This window comes from Nostoc sp. (genome assembly GCF_036917135.1).
Classification (GTDB): domain Bacteria; phylum Cyanobacteriota; class Cyanobacteriia; order Cyanobacteriales; family Nostocaceae; genus Nostoc.
Genome location: NZ_JBALEA010000069.1, coordinates 204,709 through 220,874, shown reverse-complemented (window position 1 = coordinate 220,874; position 16,166 = coordinate 204,709). Strand labels below are relative to the sequence as shown.

The following is a 16,166-nucleotide window of genomic DNA, read 5'->3' as shown; positions in this document are numbered from 1 at the left end:
TATGCTGCTTTATTATCTTTTACATTTCTTTATACTCTGTTACGTTATTTTTTAAAAGGGATTTTGTGTAATTTATCTAAGTGCAGCGTATTTAGCGATCGCTGGCGATAAATTTCATAAAGCGCCATACCCGCCGCTACAGAAGCATTCAGGCTGGGAGTCTTACCCTGTAGAGGAATCGATACCAAAAAATCACAGGAACGTTGAGTTAACATACCCAGACCTTCGCCTTCTGAGCCGATTACCAAAACGATTGGGCCAGTGAAATTCACTGTATGCACGGGTTCGCTACCACTTGCAGCAGTGCCGTAAATCCAAAATCCAGCTTCTTTTAATTCTTCTAAGCTGCGGCCAAGGTTGACAACTCTAGATACAGCAAAATTTTCTAAAGCACCTGCTGCTACTTTCATCACAGTAGAAGTAATTCCAGATGCCCTTCTTTGAGGAATCACCAATCCTTGAGCGCCTATTGCTTCGGCGGTGCGAATAATTGCTCCCAAGTTGTGGGGATCAGTAATTCCGTCAGCGACGACAATTACAGCATCGGTTACAGATTTGCACTGCTCAATTAAATCGGGCAATTCGATATAGGCGTAGGGAGCAATTTGTGCCGCTACACCTTGATGATTAGCACCGTTGGTGAGATAGTCTAAGCGCTTGGGTTCAACCTCGTCAATAACTGTGCCGTTTTCCTTCGCTTGCAGCAGAAAATGGTGGAAGCTGGGATCATAGCGCAGACGGGTAGTAATCCAGAGACGGTTGAGATTGCGCTGATTTTGCAACGCACTCAATACGGGGTGACGACCGTAGATGAGATCGTTATCTTCTTCTATCGGTTGTGTAGATACAGATGGCTGGGAGAAGTTATTATTCCGTTGTCGGGAGTTGCCATAACTGGAGTTGCTATCTATTTTCCGGGGATTGCGAGTCGGATTAACAACAGAGATGGTATTACCATCTACTTTCCGAGGATTGCGAGTTGGATTAGCAACAGAGATGGTATTGCTATCTACTTTCCGAGGATTGCGAGTTGGATTAGCAACAGAGATGGTATTGCTATCTACTTTCCGGGGATTGCGAGTTGGATTAGCAACAGAAATGGGGTTGCTATCTATTTTCCGGGGATTGCGAGTTGGATTAGCAACAGAGATGGGGTTGCTATCTATTTTCCGAGGATTGCGAGTTGGATTAGCAACAACGCGTTTACCTTTAATTTTTACGGGTTGTCCACGATTGGGTTCGCTAGAAGTTCTAATTTTTCTTGGTTTATTCTGCATTTGAGTTATGGATATAGCGTATGGTTGATTATCCCGACTACCTCAATTTGTTGAACCTAATCTAGTGTTGCGGCAACTGTGAAATTGAGTTTTCACTCTTTTTCTATATGAAGTACTTGCAATAGTTCGGTTAGACGCTGGTAATCAGTGAGATATAAGTAGCCAATTAAGGTTTCTAGACTAGTTGCCTGTTGATAAATTTCGGGATTAAGTCGCTTAGGGCGTCCTGTTGCGGCGTTTCTACCCCGTCGGACAATTTCTAATTCGGTATCCCTGAGATGAGGAATCAGCGATCGCAAATGTAGCGCTTGTGTTTCGGCTCTTACCTGCTCCACTACCAGACTATGGTAAATTCCTGAGCGCTGCAATGGCAGCAGATAGAAAATTCTAACATATAATTCATAAATTGCATCCCCTAAATATGCTAGAGCCGTAGGAGAAATTTGTTGCACTTGTGATCGGGAAATCTCTTGGAATGGCGCCGTGGTTGCCAAGAGTGCTTGATTCCAAGATAAACTCTGTTTGCGAGTTTCATCTTGTGCATCTAATAGCTCTTCCTCCTTTGACTTCACAAATAAATCATTCCTTCACTGGCTCTATTTGGCAGGCATTGTTCACAAAGACTGATTTTTCTGAAGTACGCCATGATAGTATACTTAGCATAATCAATACTATCAGAATTACTTCCTAATTTCATCTTGTTGATTGAGAGTTGGCATTTAAAATCACCCTGATGTAAACGCCTATAAACCAAATTTCGGCTACTTCTTGTGGTCTGTGCCTAAGATAGGGTAAAATCTGAACATAAAATTCACCCTTTGACTTCATTGAATTGTCATACTTACTTAGTAAGGGACAATCTTTAACTATACAGTATTAAGTCAATTTTACCTATAGACAAATTTGCTGGCTTTGTATTTCTTACAAATTTCTCAGACTTGATTATTTATCGGATATTCTAGCCAACAATTACATACCCAATAACTGGCTGTCTATATCTTTAGTTATTGCTCAACCTTAAACATAATAGCTCAACTGGTTTTATGCCTCTCCCACAAGGAGAGAGGTTTTCTGCCAGAAGTTTTAAAAATTAAGCTATCCGATGTTGAATCTGGATAGCTAAATTTAACTCTCAGGTCGAGCAATCAAGACTACTTGACGTTTTCTAGAGCGTCTTCAACTGATTTTTGCAGGGAGAGAAACTTCTCTAGGCGAACAAGCTTGACCGTTTGAGTTACGCGGGCATTGGTGACGATTTGCAAAGTGCCATCAGCAGTTTGAGCCTGCTTGGCTAGCTGCACCAGAGCGCCCAAGCCAGAGCTATCAACAAAGTCAATTTGTGAGAGATCCAAAATAATGTGCTTAGGACCTTCGTCAATCTTGCTGCCAAGTGTCTTGCGAAATGTCGGCTCAGAAAAAGCATCTAACAAACCTGTGAGGCGGAATAGCTGACAGTTATCCCGGACTTCACGAGTGCCCCTCAGGCTAACGGTTAGATTTAGTGGCTCAGCAATAATTCCCTCCTCATGAGTTAAAGTGAACGCTCAAGTATAGATGGTTTTTGAGCAAATTGTCTACAATCTGTTGGAATAGGGGATTGGGGATTGGGGATTGGGGATTGGGGATTGGGTACTGAGGATTGGGTACTGAGGATTGGAAAATAGTATTCTTAATCTTATTTCCTAGTCCCTAGTCCCTAGTCCCCAGTCCCTAGTCCCCATGCCCTATTTTTACCTCACCTCTGCCACGGATTGACGTGCTGTTCGCATGGATTGAACAAATTGCTCAAATAAGTAATCAGCATCGTGGGGTCCAGGACTGGCTTCTGGGTGATACTGCACAGAGAATACAGGTAGAGATTTGTGACGTACCCCGGCAATGGTGCGATCGTTTAAGTTTAGATGGCTGATTTCCACAACTGCCGTAGGTAATGAATCTGGATTAATAGCAAAACTATGGTTTTGACTAGTAATTTCTACCCGTTGTTGTAAACCGGCAGGCTGATTTAAACCACGATGACCAAATTTAAGTTTATAGGTTTCTGCCCCTAGTGCATGCCCTAAAATTTGGTGTCCCATACAAATACCAAAGATGGGTTTTTGACTTAACAGGAGTGCTTTGGCAGTTGCAATCCCTTCGGTGACGGCAGCAGGGTCGCCAGGACCGTTAGAAAGAAATACACCATCTGGATTGTAGTTGAGAATTTCCTCTGGTGGCGTATCAGCAGGTACAACAATCACCCGACAACCGTAACTTACTAAGCGACGCAAGATATTACGTTTAACGCCAAAGTCAAGGGCAACAACGGTAAAGGGTTCCCCAAGATTTTCCATAGCCTCAGAGTTGAATTCCCAAGCTGGAATTGTGGGATCTGCCCATTCATAAGCCGTTGGGGTGGTGACTTCCCGAACCAGATTCAATCCTGCCATATTGGGAGCCGCTAGTACCTGCTCTAGCAATTCCGCTTCATCAAGAATGCTTGTAGAAATGCCACCGTTCATGGCTCCAAACATCCGAATTTTGCGGGTGAGGGCGCGGGTATCAATGCCATAGATCCCTGGTACTTGGTTTTGTTTGAGGTAATCTGGTAAAGATTGTGTCGATCGCCAGTTACTTGGACGGTGACAAATATTCCGGGCGATCGCACCCCGCACTTGGGGACCATCTGATTCTTCATCTTCAGGATTGACACCAGTGTTCCCCAATTCAGGATAAGTAAAAATCACTATCTGACCGGAGTAACTAGGGTCAGTCAGGACTTCTTGATAGCCGGTCATGCCAGTGTTAAACACCACTTCTCCGATCGCGGTTCCCGTAGCACCGAAAGACCAACCGCGATAAGTGGTTCCATCTGCTAGGACAAGTAAAGCTGGTATTGCTGCGTCAGTCAGGGGCATAGTAGATTGGGGAGTGGGCATGGGGCATGGGGCATGGGGCATGGGGCATTGGGAAAACTGTTCCCCATTCCCTATTTTCCAGTCCCCAATACTGCGATTGTTAATTATCCCATGAGTTGAGCAATTGGGAGTTTTTAAGATAGTTAATTAAAATTAAAAGGGAATTAAAGTAGCGGGAGTGGATTTGGCAAAGCTAGGGCAGTTAATATTAATTATGCTTCAGTCTTTTTTATCCCGTGCAACCCTAATTTTTGTATCAAGCGCTCTAGCGGTTTTGTGTGTTGCCTGTAGTGAAGACAAACAAAACACTGCGACTGGTGGCAATGAGCAACCCAGGCCAATTGGGGATCTGGCATCAATCCAGCCGACTGTGGAACCAGTAACACCAACACCTACTCCAGAAGTGCCGTCGCTAGATCCGTCTGAAAGTGAACCAAGTCTTTTTGAAATGGGGCGAGACAAAGCTGTTGGCGCTTGGAGTATCAGCCAATCGGCTCAATCTCCAGATGACTGGAATTTGGTGGCGAGTCAGTACCAGGAGGCGATCGCGCTGATGCGAAGAGTGCGGAGACAAAGCCCAGAATTTGCGATCGCTCAAACTAAAATCACTGAATATCGCCGCCAAGTTAAATATGCCCGACTGCAAGCTAATCCTCGTCCTGTTGCAGTTAGAGAACCTCATAAAATAGTAGTAGTTGTTCCCCAGAGAGAAAGCACACCAAAGTTTACTTTACCTCCACAAGAAACAAAACCGTCATCACCAGAGCCAGATTTGCCCTCATCAGCAGTGGTGATTCCAGATCAGGCAGTATTTACAGCCCCGATTAAAAGGCGAATTGGTGGTACGCCAATTGTGGAAGTCACCTTCAATGGACAGCAACAATTTGAGATGATTGTGGATACGGGAGCCAGTGGGACTGTAATTACCCAACAGATGGCCGATGCTTTGGGAATCGTCACAGTGGGGAAAGCTAAGGCAAACACTGCGAGTTCCAGGGCTGTAGAATTTCCTGTGGGCTATGTTAATTCGATGGCAGTTGGCGGGGTAATAGTGAATAAAATACCAGTAGCGATCGCCGGGGCGGAACTAGAAACTGGACTTTTAGGACATGACTTTTTTGGTAACTACGATGTCACCATCAAACGTAATGTGATCGAATTTCGTCCGCAATTGCGATCGCAAATTAATTCCCCAGAAACTCAACTAACTGCTCCAATTTCGTCCAAGCCGCTCCACTCTGTAGGATATCCTTAGCGATTTTAATACCCTTGGCGTGATCGAGGAGTGCGATCGCCCCCCCGACTTGCAGCGCCAGCGAAGCATTTAAGGCAACTGCGTCCTGTTGCGCCTGAGTTCCCTTACCTTGGAGTACTGCCTTAAGAATCTCCGCATTCTCTTGGACATCGCCACCCCGAAGCATACCTATGCTAGCAGGCGTTAAGTCTAAATCTAGGGGATTAATGGTGGTTAACTGCACTTCTCCGTCTGATAACACCGCCAAATCAGTTTCATCTCCTAACCCAGCCTCATCAAGTTTTTCTCGTCCGTGCAGCACAATCGCCTTTTCCTTACCCAAATTTTGTAAAGCTTCGGCAACTGTTGCCAAAAGTTTGGGAGTGAATAAGCCCACTACTTGCCCAGTAGGACGCAAAGGATTTACTAAGGGCCCAAGCAAATTAAAAATTGTTCGCACTTTCAAAGTCCGTCGTAATGACGCAACCGCCTTAAGTGCTGGATGCCAACCAGGGGCAAACAAGAAGGTGATCCCCACTTCTTGTAGTGCTGCTTGCACTTTTTCGCTAGAAGCACTTAAGTTTACACCCAAGGCTTCCAATACATCTGCACTTCCTGTGAGACTTGAAGCTGAACGATTGCCGTGTTTGGCGACAGGTATACCAGATGCGGCGGCGACAAATGCAACGGCTGTAGAAATATTAAAAGTTGATGACCCATCTCCACCAGTACCACAGGTATCAATTACAGTGCTGAGTGGTGAATGCTGAGTGCTGAGTGGGAAACATTGAGATTGTAATACTTCAGCCATGCCGGTTAACTCGTCGGCAGAAATGCCTCTAAAGTTCAACGCTGTTAAAATTGCTCCCGATAACTCTGGGGGAACCGCTTCACTGAGCCAACCTTGCATCAATTCAGCAGATTGAGTACGAGATAATGATTGTCCATCTATTAATTGTTGCAGCAGGATATACCAGCTAGCAGAGAATTCTTGAGCAGGGATTGGGGAAGTTGTCATAGATAAGGTTTATATGTTGTAGCTATATTGAGAGCTATGGGATTTATCCTACCGGAAAATTGGAAGCTATCAAAGTTAGATTTAAATCTCAAGGCTTAATTGCAAAGCTGGATTAGCAAGGTTTTGATTTGGTGCTTTATTTTCCAAATAAAGTTTAACTTCGTAATTAGTAATGAATAACTCTTTTCCCTTAGCAGCACTACTTTGTTTATAGTTATTCATCCCATACTGTAATTCCCACTCGGAAATATTAGCCCATTGAAAATTTTCTAGAATTTGCGGTGAGTTGTCGTAGGTAATTAGCCAGCGATGATGACATTCTTGCAAAAGTTCAGCAAATCTCTGATGTTCAAATGAGGTGTGCAAGTCACCCCTTTTACCATATAGCTTTGATTTTGTAGCACTAAAATATGGTGGATCTAAAAATATAAATACATCTTCCCCTTCTGATTTTAATAGGTGGCTGTAATCAAAATTAGTAATTTGCACATTTTCTGATAAAATATTTTCTAACTTTTCAAGTCGTTCTATTGAAGAATCAGTAAATCTTTTATGAAAAGCTTCTGGGGAAAAGCCACCTGATTCTACAGTTCCAGAAAAAGTAATTCTATTGAGAACGAAAAAGCGGGCTGCTCTTTCTAAATCAGATAATTTATTGACATCTACACTGGTCAATTCTGTAAATAGTAATTTGCCATCTGTATATTTGACTTTAATATGCCGAATCTCTTTAACTAACTGAGCTAGATCAGATTGGGCAACTTTCCAAAATAAGAATAGTTCGCTGTTTAAATCGTTAATCCAAATTTTGATATCAGGAAACTTTTGTTTTAAATAAATGAATACGGAACCACCACCCAAAAAAGGTTCTCGAAATTCAGAAAAGCTTTCTGGTAAATATTCAGATATTTGATTTATAGCTTTTGACTTACCACCAGGATATCGGAGAGGACTTTTGAGCATAAAAGTAATGTAATATTTAATTATTCAAATATTGTACAGTGACTTTTTATTTGGCGCTGTGCCAAACTAATATCATCGAGGGTATGAAGCTTGAACTCTCTAGCTTTAAGCTGAGAAGCAGCACAGAAAAATTTTCGGCTATATCAACACAAATTGTTGCAAGCCTAAAGCGGGTAAGGCTTAGTTTGATGACATCAATTTGTCTCAACGCTATTTAATTTGTCACTGTACATCTGGACAAGTTTTGGATTAATTTGTAAGGCTTGTCCGATCATCCCTGTCCCGCCGTTCAAACGAAATATTGTGCCGATATTGGTTCCTTCTAGTCGCTCCATCTATTCAGAATTGAGCGATATTCCGAATCTTTGTCGTCCATATCACCTAAATACATACGACAGTGTTTAGGAACAGCATCATAGGCTTGGCGCAAATACTCTTTATTTGCCTCGTTTGGCTCATGCTTGTATTGTGTTAATGCCTGTCGGCAAATCTCTCCTTTTGTTAGCTGCCCATTAAGTCGTCGGATCTCATCTTCAATTTCTTTAACAAACTCCTGCTCCTCAACTCTTGATTTCACTTGATGGACAGTGAAATTAAGACCAGACACCATCATTGAGACTCTTGCTCCTTCAGGCAGATGAGTTCTAACCCAACCTTTGCTCACCTTTTCTTTAAAACCATCAAAGTCAACTATCCCCCAGCAATCAATTGTGCCGTCTTTGTAGACCTTAATTTCGGTGACAAAATAGTGGTCTCCATTATTGATAAAGGCTTGCAGAAATACGCCAGGAATAGTTACGCCATCAACTATGCGATAGGTCGTGTTGAAGAAGGACATAATAACAGAAACCTACATATAGGAAGAGTTTTCAGATTATCTTACCGAAGATTACACGTATCTTGGCCAATACCAACTATAAGTTCTAATAGATGATCTCTTGTAAATTTGATAGCGTAACTGCCCCAAACCTTTATTTCCCGTGAAGAGTACACTGGAACTCCACATCGTTTAATAATGCTTATCAATCACGCTGTCTGTAATCCTCATTCTTCAGTGAATTCATAATTTTTTCCAATTTGTTGCTCTTTTAGTGTCTACTTGCCATGATGTACAGCGACAAATAAAAAATCACTGTACATAAGCGATCGCAAACCTGCTAAGATAAAACTACGTATCCGTAATATATACTCACGAACTAAATTTTATCTTGGGTTTATGTTGCAATTTCGTAAAAATCTGTTACATTACTTTACAGGCAGTTATAACTGTTACAACATAAAAGCTCGGAGTATTATTTATGGCAGACGTTAAGAAGACTACGCCTTCAGTTTCAGAAGATCCTAATGCTTTGCGCTGGGGCTTCACTCCTCAGAGCGAAAACTGGAACGGTCGTTTTGCAATGATTGGTTTTTTATCTGCTGTTGCACTTGAAGTATTTTCCGGTCAAGGGATTTTACACTTCTGGGGCATTCTCTAAATTTAAAGGTTTTTATCTTCATTAGATTATGAGGCAAGGTGGGGATTGGCAAAATCATCTACCTTGCCTCGTAATCTCAAGAATTAGAAAACTTACCAGCAATTGTAAGTCATCTTTAGATAAAGCACAGATATCTGCATAAAGTCCCGATAATTGGCGAATTCTCACTTCATTACCTGCATTATTCGCTTGTTCGATCACTTTCTTCAAGATTCGCCGTGATTCGTGATTGTAGCTTTCCCCACCAAGAATAGCGTTCTGCTGGTGGTACTAGTACTAGTGAATGTATCGCTTTGTACATATCAATCCAGGCACGCAGAATTGATAGAGGATCAGTATTTTTCTCTGCTTTTTGGGTGCGTTGGAAGCGATCGCTTAAAGCCTCAATATATTGCTCGTGCTGTTCTGGTTTGGAGTGTAAAGAGATAACATCGAAGCTAAAAACGCTCTTTAAAGCATGATCTAAATGCTCGCTAAATAAAAAGTGGGATACTCTCCTTTATAAGGCGAGTTTTTGGGATTTTTAGTAAGAGCTTTAGTGCTAAAAAAAAGGACTGAAGTCCTTACTACAAACTTGCTTACTCTTGTTTCAAGATATCATCATCAATCGATGTCTTCTCATTAATGTCTGTTGTCGGAGATTCAGAAACTATCACAAACTCTGTCTCTTGTGTATGATCATTTCCCCATTTATCCAAAACATCTTTAATTAACACCTCTTGCAACCAAATTTTGGCGACAACAGTTAAGGGTAGCGCTAGAAATAATCCTAAAAAGCCAAAGAAAGTGACGAAAAATAGCTGGGCGATTAAGGTGATGGCGGGTAGCAATGAGACTTGATGCGCCATGACAACGGGCGTGATGAAATTACTCTCTACCTGTTGAATGATAAAGTAGAGAATCAAGACAGCGATCGCTTTCCAAGGTTCATCCAAGAAGGCGATGGCCATTGCTGGTATGACGCTCATCGTTGGCCCCAGATTGGGAATCAAGTTAAAAAATCCCGCTAAAACTGCTAAAGCTAGTGCTGCCTTGACATGCAAAATTGATAAGCCAATCAGACTCATCACCCCCACTACACAGATGGCAATGAAAGCGCCTGTAATCCATCCCTCCAAAGAGACTTCACATTTATTTAAAATCCCATCTACCCGCCGCCGATAAAATGAGGGGAAAAGTCGTATAAATACTTTGCGGTAAGCTAGGGGGTCGGCTAACATCATTCCTGTTAAAACCAACACTAGCAAAATCTTGAGGACGACTTCTAAAGAGCCAGATACAAAGGCAAAGGAGTTTCCCAGTAGCCGATTGGCGAAGGGCTGTATTTGTTGGATGAGGCTATTGATATCTGGGATGTAAGGAACTAACTGGTCAGGAATATTAGTTCTCAGGGCATCAAGCCAACCATTAAAGCGCTCAAACCCTTTGGGAACCTGATTGGTTAGTTCTTGAAACTGCTGTGCAAATGGCGGCACAATTAGCCAGAAAAAACCCGCGACACCTGCAAAAAAGATCGCTACTGCTAGGAGGACGGCGAATCCACGCTTCATTCCAAAGCTTTGGAAGCGTTTCGCTAGCCGATTTAAGGTGGTGGCTAACACAACTGCGGCAAACATTAGCAAAAGCACTTCCCGAATTTGCCACAGGATGTATAAAGAAAGAACTATGGCGATTAAGCCGATCCATTGACCGAGGTTCACAGGCTGACTCCCAACCGTTGGCGAGATGCAATTTTTTGGTAATTCAGCTAGATTAACTGATTTTAGTCACTTGTGCGTCTATGGTTTGAGTTAATTTTGTTTCTGTGTTTGGAATCGCCACAATAGCGCGATCGCTATAATCACAATCGGCAACAATACTATAATCATCGCGTTGGTTGCTGTCGCCGGAATTGATAGACTTGGCGCCGCATACTTAATTAATAGCGATAACAAAGCCGAGAGTAAAAGCAGTTTCAGAACCAATCCTAGTTGATTTTCCATAAAAGTACGGCAGATAAATTTTTGAGGATATACATGAATTTGGGCTGTACCCCCTAGTTTTTACAATAAACCTAGAGATACAATCCTTATTTTTCTATTGCATCAATTTAGCCTTGCCACTACTCACTTTCTGCAATGCCCTAATTCAAAAAGGTGGTAATTCTTTAAGAATTGTGAAGCGAATATGATTTATTGCCAAATCACCGATAGGGATATCTTCTTTGGTTAGCCGCGCACCTTGACTTGTCACAGTTTCAAAGGTGATCCCTTTGCCAATTTCAATGTGATACCAGCATAAGCCCATAAAAAAGCGCGTGGGATAAGGACCACCTTCATCCACATCGTCAGGATTTGATTCCATTGGCAACCAGCCAAAATTTGGGATGTAGAACTCCAGCCAAACATGATTAAAGTCGGGTTGTAGCGGCACTCCTAAAAAGTCACTATGGGGAGGACATTTATACCTACCTACGGTGCGGCACGGGATACCATTTAAACGGGATAAGGCAAGTAAAACGCCAACATATTCGCCACAGGAACCAACGCCCCGTTCTAAAACTATGTCTGGCGTATCAATGTAAGGTTTAATACCGTAGGATAACTGATCGTAAACGTAGTTGCGGATGCTGTGCATTTTTCGCAGCACATTGGTTTCAGAACCAATGGCTTCTCTAGCGGCATGGCGAACAATGGTAGTATCCATTGCTAAGTCGTCGTCATCGACTAGGTAGCGTGTTTGTAATTCTGGGGACAGTTCAGGAACGTCTTCCACATTTCTGGGTGTGATGCGATGCTTAATGCCTCGAACTTCCAAAAGTGCTTTCCAGCCAAATATATGCCGTTCACCTGGGGCAAGAGAATCAAATTTAAATACTGCTACACGTTGTCCCTCGATCACTTCTTCAATAAAGGGTATACCAATGGGTTCAACGTGTTTCACCTTTTGACGCTCAGTTTCAGATGGTAGGGCGATGCGCCATTCTACATCAGGTAAATAAACCTCGTCTAAGGGTGCAATTTCCTCAGCATAAGACATTTCAATCAGATAGCCGTTAGAGAGGGCGTAATGCTTATCTGGATCGTAATGATAATACAGAGGATGAATAAAAGTGCGATCGCGGAATGTTAACTCATGACTTGGATCGGCGTTGGGGTTGTCCCTGATATAAGCTTCTTCTGATGCGTAGGCGACATAAATACTTTCTTTGCCTGTTTCGCCGTTTTTATGTATTGCTATGCCTGTGGGACATTCAAAGGGTGTCAGGACACTAAATTGAAGCTCACCCGTAGCCCGATCCATCGCGTAAACTGATTGTTCGGTGCGATCGCAAATCCACAGCATTTCTTGAGTAACTGCCAAATTTTCGACCCCAACTCCAGGGGCATAAAATCTGGTAATTTCTTTTCGGGTTTCGCGGTCAAAAACTAGAATGTAGCCTAGCCTTTGACAACTGACATAAACTGTTGTTTCCCAAACAGCAACGCCATCAGCCGGATAAGGCAATGTTACAAAATGTTCTAGACCGAAAGCATTGAGCTTGCACAAGTAAACACTATTTTCTCGGCTCACCCATAGCGTATCTGACCACGCCGCTAGACCTGTGACATCGGTAAATTCTTTAACTTGATGAGGATTGAGAATTTTGCTGTTGTCAGAGGTGGGATCAATCTCCAGTAGATGCCCTTTAATACTGTCAATGGCAATCAGTCTATCTTTAATGAAAGTAATGCCACACAGGGCAGCAGCAGTAAGCGGTCGAATTGTTTTTTGCCCAAACATCTGGCTAACGGTCAAAGTGGGGAGTGCAAAACTCATAAAACCTTGTGGGAAGTGTAAAAACCCCTGATTTTTAGGTAGGGGAGTGAAACATGACTCCAGCGATTTTAACCGCCTTAAGGAGGCAGGAGGAGGAAGGCAGGAGGCAGGAGGTAATCCCCATAAATAAATTTAGGGGATTTATGATGGACGCTGTATTTTTGGCGCTGCGCGTCTCAAAATACATTTTTTTACCTTTATTCATAAATAAATTTACTTGCTCTAAACCCGTTTGGCAGAGGGCAAAAATATATTTTCTTCCTCCTGCCTCCTGCCCTCTGCCTTTCTTCGGTCACGCCAACTGCTTGATATGGAATTGCCATATTTATAGCGGGGTAATGACAATTATCGGTAGAATGTGTTCCAAAAAACTCTTTCGTGAGAAATAATACTATGTCAAAACCGGAGGAATTTACAATTGTTAAGAATAACATTTACACTGATCCGACTGGGCGATCGCCTTAATGTAACTTTAGAAGATGGAATTCCTGCCATGACTAAATTATGATCGAACTTTGTAACCATTTCCTGTGACCTACACGATGTCTGCTAATTCTCTGCCTGAAGGTGCCGTCATTTGGCATAGTTTAGAAGTTGATAAAGCCCTAGACCTGCTCGATAGTAACGCAGACAGAGGCTTAACACCCCAAGAAATTGAACAGAGATTGCAAAAATACGGCCCTAATGAGCTGGAAGAAACTGCTGGCCGTAGTGCTTGGGAAATTCTGCTAGATCAGTTCAAGAACATTATGTTGTTGATGCTGATTGGCGTAGCTCTCATTTCTGGGTTTTTAGACCTGATGGCTTTGCGCGAGGGCAGATTAAAGCCTGGTGAAGTGCCATTTAAAGATACGATCGCTATCTTAGCAATTGTCATCCTCAATGGCATACTGGGCTACGTCCAAGAAAGCCGTGCCGAAAAAGCCTTGGCAGCCCTGAAAAAAATGACCTCTCCCTTAGTGCGGGTGATCCGCGAGGGTAGACAGGTGGAGATAGCAGCCAAGGAACTAGTTCCAGGGGATGTAATGCTGCTGGAAGCTGGGATGCAGATCGCCGCAGATGGACGCTTGATCGAGCAGTCTAATTTACAAGTGCGTGAGTCGGCACTAACTGGTGAAGCCCAATCTGTCAACAAACAGGCAACGCTAAAATTGGCAGAAGAAACAGATTTAGGCGATCGCCTAAATGTCGTCTTTCAAGGAACCGAAGTAGTCCAAGGACGGGCGAAGGTTCTGGTGACTAACACCGGCATGACTACAGAATTGGGTAAAATTGCGGCGATGTTACAGGCGGTAGAAAGTGAACCTACGCCTTTACAGCAGCGAATGACTCAACTGGGTAATGTCTTGGTTACGGGTTCTTTGATTCTGGTGGCCATCGTTGTTGTCGGTGGTGTGATTAAGGACGGAGGTTTTAAAAATATCCAAGAACTCTTGGAAGTTTCCTTGAGTATGGCGGTTGCTGTGGTGCCAGAAGGTTTACCGGCTGTAATTACCGTCACCTTGGCACTGGGAACCCAGCGAATGGTGCGCCAAAATGCCTTGATTCGCAAATTGCCAGCAGTGGAAACCTTGGGTTCTGTAACCACTATCTGTTCTGATAAAACCGGCACCCTGACTCAAAATAAAATGGTGGTGCAATCGGTTTTCACTAATAATAAAACTTTTCGCGTCGCCGGCGAAGGTTATGTTCCCACAGGGGACTTTCAATTAAATGGTCAAAAAATTTCCCTAGAGGAATCTCCAGAAATCTCGGCGTTGTCCGTCGCTTGTGCTATTTGTAATGATTCGGTGTTGCAAAAAGAACAAGGTGAATGGGCAATTTTGGGAGATCCCACAGAAGGGGCATTGTTAACACTGGCGGGAAAAGCCGGAATCGAAAAAGACCAGTGGAACAGTAAGTTACCTCGCGTTGCGGAGTTTCCCTTTTCCTCGGAACGGAAGCGGATGAGCGTAATTACTCAGGTGGAGGGTGTCGCCACAGGTGAAGCGTCTTCCAGAGGTGTTGATCCAGCCATCGCCGGTTTTGTCCAATCTGAACCTTACTTAATGTTTACCAAAGGTTCTCCAGAGTTAACCTTGGGACGTTCCACTCAAATTCATTTGGGTGATGACACAGGGACTTTGACCGAAGAACAACGCCAGAAAATTTTGGCAGAAAATGACCTGATGGCGAGTAAAGGTTTACGGGTGCTAGGTTTTGCCTACAAACCTCTTACGGAAATTCCACCAGAAGGTTCAGACGAGGCATCTGAGCAAGATTTGGTATGGCTGGGATTGGTGGGAATGCTGGATGCGCCCCGCCCAGAGGTTAGGGCAGCTGTGCAAGAGTGTCGAGAAGCAGGAATTCGCCCAGTCATGATTACTGGCGACCACCAACTAACAGCACGAGCGATCGCCACTGATTTAGGAATTGCCCAAGAAGGCGATCGCGTCCTCACAGGTCAAGAATTGCAACGGATGACTGATCAGGAATTAGAGCAAAATGTTGACCTAGTGAGCATTTATGCCAGAGTTTCCCCAGAACACAAACTACGAATTGTCCAAGCACTGCAACGCCGGGGTCGATTTGTCGCCATGACAGGCGATGGCGTTAACGATGCCCCAGCCCTCAAACAAGCCGACATCGGTATTGCAATGGGCATTACTGGCACCGATGTCAGTAAAGAAGCCAGTGACATGGTGTTACTTGATGACAACTTCGCCACCATAGTCAGCGCCACCAAAGAAGGTAGAGTTGTTTATACCAACATCCGCCGCTTCATTAAATACATCCTCGGCAGTAACATTGGTGAAGTTCTCACAATTGCCGCCGCACCCTTAATTGGTTTAGGAGGCGTTCCCCTTACCCCCTTACAAATTTTGTGGATGAACTTGGTGACAGATGGTTTACCAGCTTTGGCATTAGCTGTGGAACCTCCAGAACCCGATGTCATGCAACGTCCGCCTTTTAGTCCCCGCGAAAGTATTTTCGCTAGAGGATTAGGTTCTTATATGATTCGCATCGGGATAATATTTGCCATTCTCACCATTACCTTAATGTTGTGGGCTTATAAACATACCCATGCAGAAGGGTATCAGGGCAATCCCGAAGCTTGGAAGACAATGGTATTTACTACCCTGTGTATCGCCCAAATGGGACATGCGATCGCCATTCGTTCCAACAACCGACTGACTATTGAGATGAATCCCTTCTCCAATATTTTTGTCCTAGCGGCTGTTGTCGTCACCACGATTTTGCAGTTGATGCTAGTTTATGTCCCACCCCTGCGAGATTTCTTTGGTACTCACTACCTAAATATGCAAGAATTGGGGGTTTGTATTGGCTTCAGTGCCTTAATGTTTGTGTGGATTGAAGCGGAGAAGATATTTTTGCGGATTATGGGCAAGAAGGCCGTTTGAAAAAGTTAGGAGTTATGAGTTAAGAGTTATGAGTTATAAGATATAAATTTTCAATTCCTAACTCCTAACTCCTAACTCCTAACTACTCCTCACTTTTCGC

The 16,166-nt window shown here is 43.3% G+C and carries 14 protein-coding genes and 1 pseudogene; 3 read left to right on the top strand and 12 right to left on the bottom strand.

The genetic code is table 11. The annotated features are described in order from the left end of the window. Nucleotides 1-44: 44 nt before the first annotated feature. From rlmB to carA, 4 genes are all read right to left on the bottom strand, one after another. A complete protein-coding gene (rlmB, locus tag V7K50_RS21340) occupies nt 45-1,277 on the bottom strand; it encodes a 23S rRNA (guanosine(2251)-2'-O)-methyltransferase RlmB (RefSeq protein ID WP_334963453.1) in 1,233 nt (410 codons plus the stop codon). Nucleotides 1,278-1,369: 92 nt separating this feature from the next. Continuing rightward, nucleotides 1,370-1,849, bottom strand: coding sequence for a Mini-ribonuclease 3 (locus V7K50_RS21335; RefSeq protein ID WP_334963451.1), 480 nt, complete (start codon nt 1,847-1,849; stop codon nt 1,370-1,372). Between the two features lie 579 nt (nt 1,850-2,428). Then, entirely contained in the window at nt 2,429-2,794 is a 366-nt protein-coding gene (locus tag V7K50_RS21330) for an STAS domain-containing protein (protein ID WP_084227153.1), read from the bottom strand. A 213-nt stretch (nt 2,795-3,007) separates the two neighbouring features. Further along, nucleotides 3,008-4,174 (bottom strand): glutamine-hydrolyzing carbamoyl-phosphate synthase small subunit, encoded by a 1,167-nt coding sequence (carA, locus tag V7K50_RS21325; protein ID WP_334963449.1) that lies wholly within the window; start codon nt 4,172-4,174, stop codon nt 3,008-3,010. Nucleotides 4,175-4,388: 214 nt separating this feature from the next. Here carA and V7K50_RS21320 point away from each other — a divergent pair, with 214 nt between their 5' ends. Beyond that, nucleotides 4,389-5,429 (top strand): retropepsin-like aspartic protease family protein, encoded by a 1,041-nt coding sequence (locus tag V7K50_RS21320; protein WP_334963446.1) that lies wholly within the window; start codon nt 4,389-4,391, stop codon nt 5,427-5,429. On the opposite strand, the gene trpD is transcribed toward V7K50_RS21320, so the two are convergent. The 4 genes from trpD to V7K50_RS21300 all read right to left on the bottom strand — a co-directional run bounded on the left by trpD (nt 5,359) and on the right by V7K50_RS21300 (nt 8,227). Further along, nucleotides 5,359-6,426 carry an anthranilate phosphoribosyltransferase gene (trpD, locus tag V7K50_RS21315; protein ID WP_334963443.1) on the bottom strand — a complete coding sequence of 356 codons (1,068 nt, stop codon included), beginning with the start codon at nt 6,424-6,426 and terminating at the stop codon, nt 5,359-5,361. The two genes, V7K50_RS21320 and trpD, sit on opposite strands and share 71 nt — an antisense overlap. A gap of 81 nt (nt 6,427-6,507) precedes the next feature. Next, complete coding sequence (locus tag V7K50_RS21310; RefSeq protein ID WP_334963441.1) at nt 6,508-7,389, bottom strand: DNA adenine methylase; 882 nt, start codon at nt 7,387-7,389, stop codon at nt 6,508-6,510. 194 nt (nt 7,390-7,583) lie between these two features. Further along, nucleotides 7,584-7,724 carry a hypothetical protein gene (locus tag V7K50_RS21305; RefSeq protein ID WP_334963439.1) on the bottom strand — a complete coding sequence of 47 codons (141 nt, stop codon included), beginning with the start codon at nt 7,722-7,724 and terminating at the stop codon, nt 7,584-7,586. Further along, complete coding sequence (locus tag V7K50_RS21300; RefSeq protein ID WP_334963437.1) at nt 7,712-8,227, bottom strand: DUF7638 domain-containing protein; 516 nt, start codon at nt 8,225-8,227, stop codon at nt 7,712-7,714. Before V7K50_RS21300 ends, V7K50_RS21305 begins: the two co-directional genes overlap by 13 nt. 460 nt (nt 8,228-8,687) lie before the next feature. On the opposite strand from V7K50_RS21300, the gene V7K50_RS21295 reads away from it, so the two are divergent. Beyond that, nucleotides 8,688-8,867, top strand: a complete 180-nt coding sequence (locus V7K50_RS21295; protein ID WP_069071239.1) for a high light inducible protein — start codon at nt 8,688-8,690, stop codon at nt 8,865-8,867. Between the two features lie 99 nt (nt 8,868-8,966). On the opposite strand, the pseudogene V7K50_RS21290 reads toward V7K50_RS21295, so the two are convergent. From V7K50_RS21290 to V7K50_RS21275, 4 genes and pseudogenes are all read right to left on the bottom strand, one after another. Further along, nucleotides 8,967-9,333, bottom strand: a pseudogene (locus tag V7K50_RS21290) (hypothetical protein); the annotation flags it as partial. A gap of 112 nt (nt 9,334-9,445) precedes the next feature. Continuing rightward, nucleotides 9,446-10,567, bottom strand: coding sequence for an AI-2E family transporter (locus V7K50_RS21285; RefSeq protein WP_334963435.1), 1,122 nt, complete (start codon nt 10,565-10,567; stop codon nt 9,446-9,448). Nucleotides 10,568-10,657: 90 nt separating this feature from the next. Next, nucleotides 10,658-10,849 carry a hypothetical protein gene (locus V7K50_RS21280; protein ID WP_334963433.1) on the bottom strand — a complete coding sequence of 64 codons (192 nt, stop codon included), beginning with the start codon at nt 10,847-10,849 and terminating at the stop codon, nt 10,658-10,660. 145 nt (nt 10,850-10,994) lie between these two features. Continuing rightward, the gene (locus V7K50_RS21275; protein WP_334963431.1) at nt 10,995-12,665 is read right to left on the bottom strand and encodes a transglutaminase domain-containing protein; all 1,671 of its coding nucleotides are present in this window, start codon (nt 12,663-12,665) and stop codon (nt 10,995-10,997) included. A gap of 542 nt (nt 12,666-13,207) precedes the next feature. Between V7K50_RS21275 and V7K50_RS21270 the strand changes: the two genes are divergently transcribed. After that, nucleotides 13,208-16,066, top strand: coding sequence for a cation-translocating P-type ATPase (locus V7K50_RS21270; RefSeq protein ID WP_334963513.1), 2,859 nt, complete (start codon nt 13,208-13,210; stop codon nt 16,064-16,066). The last annotated feature ends 100 nt before the right edge of the window (nt 16,067-16,166 follow it).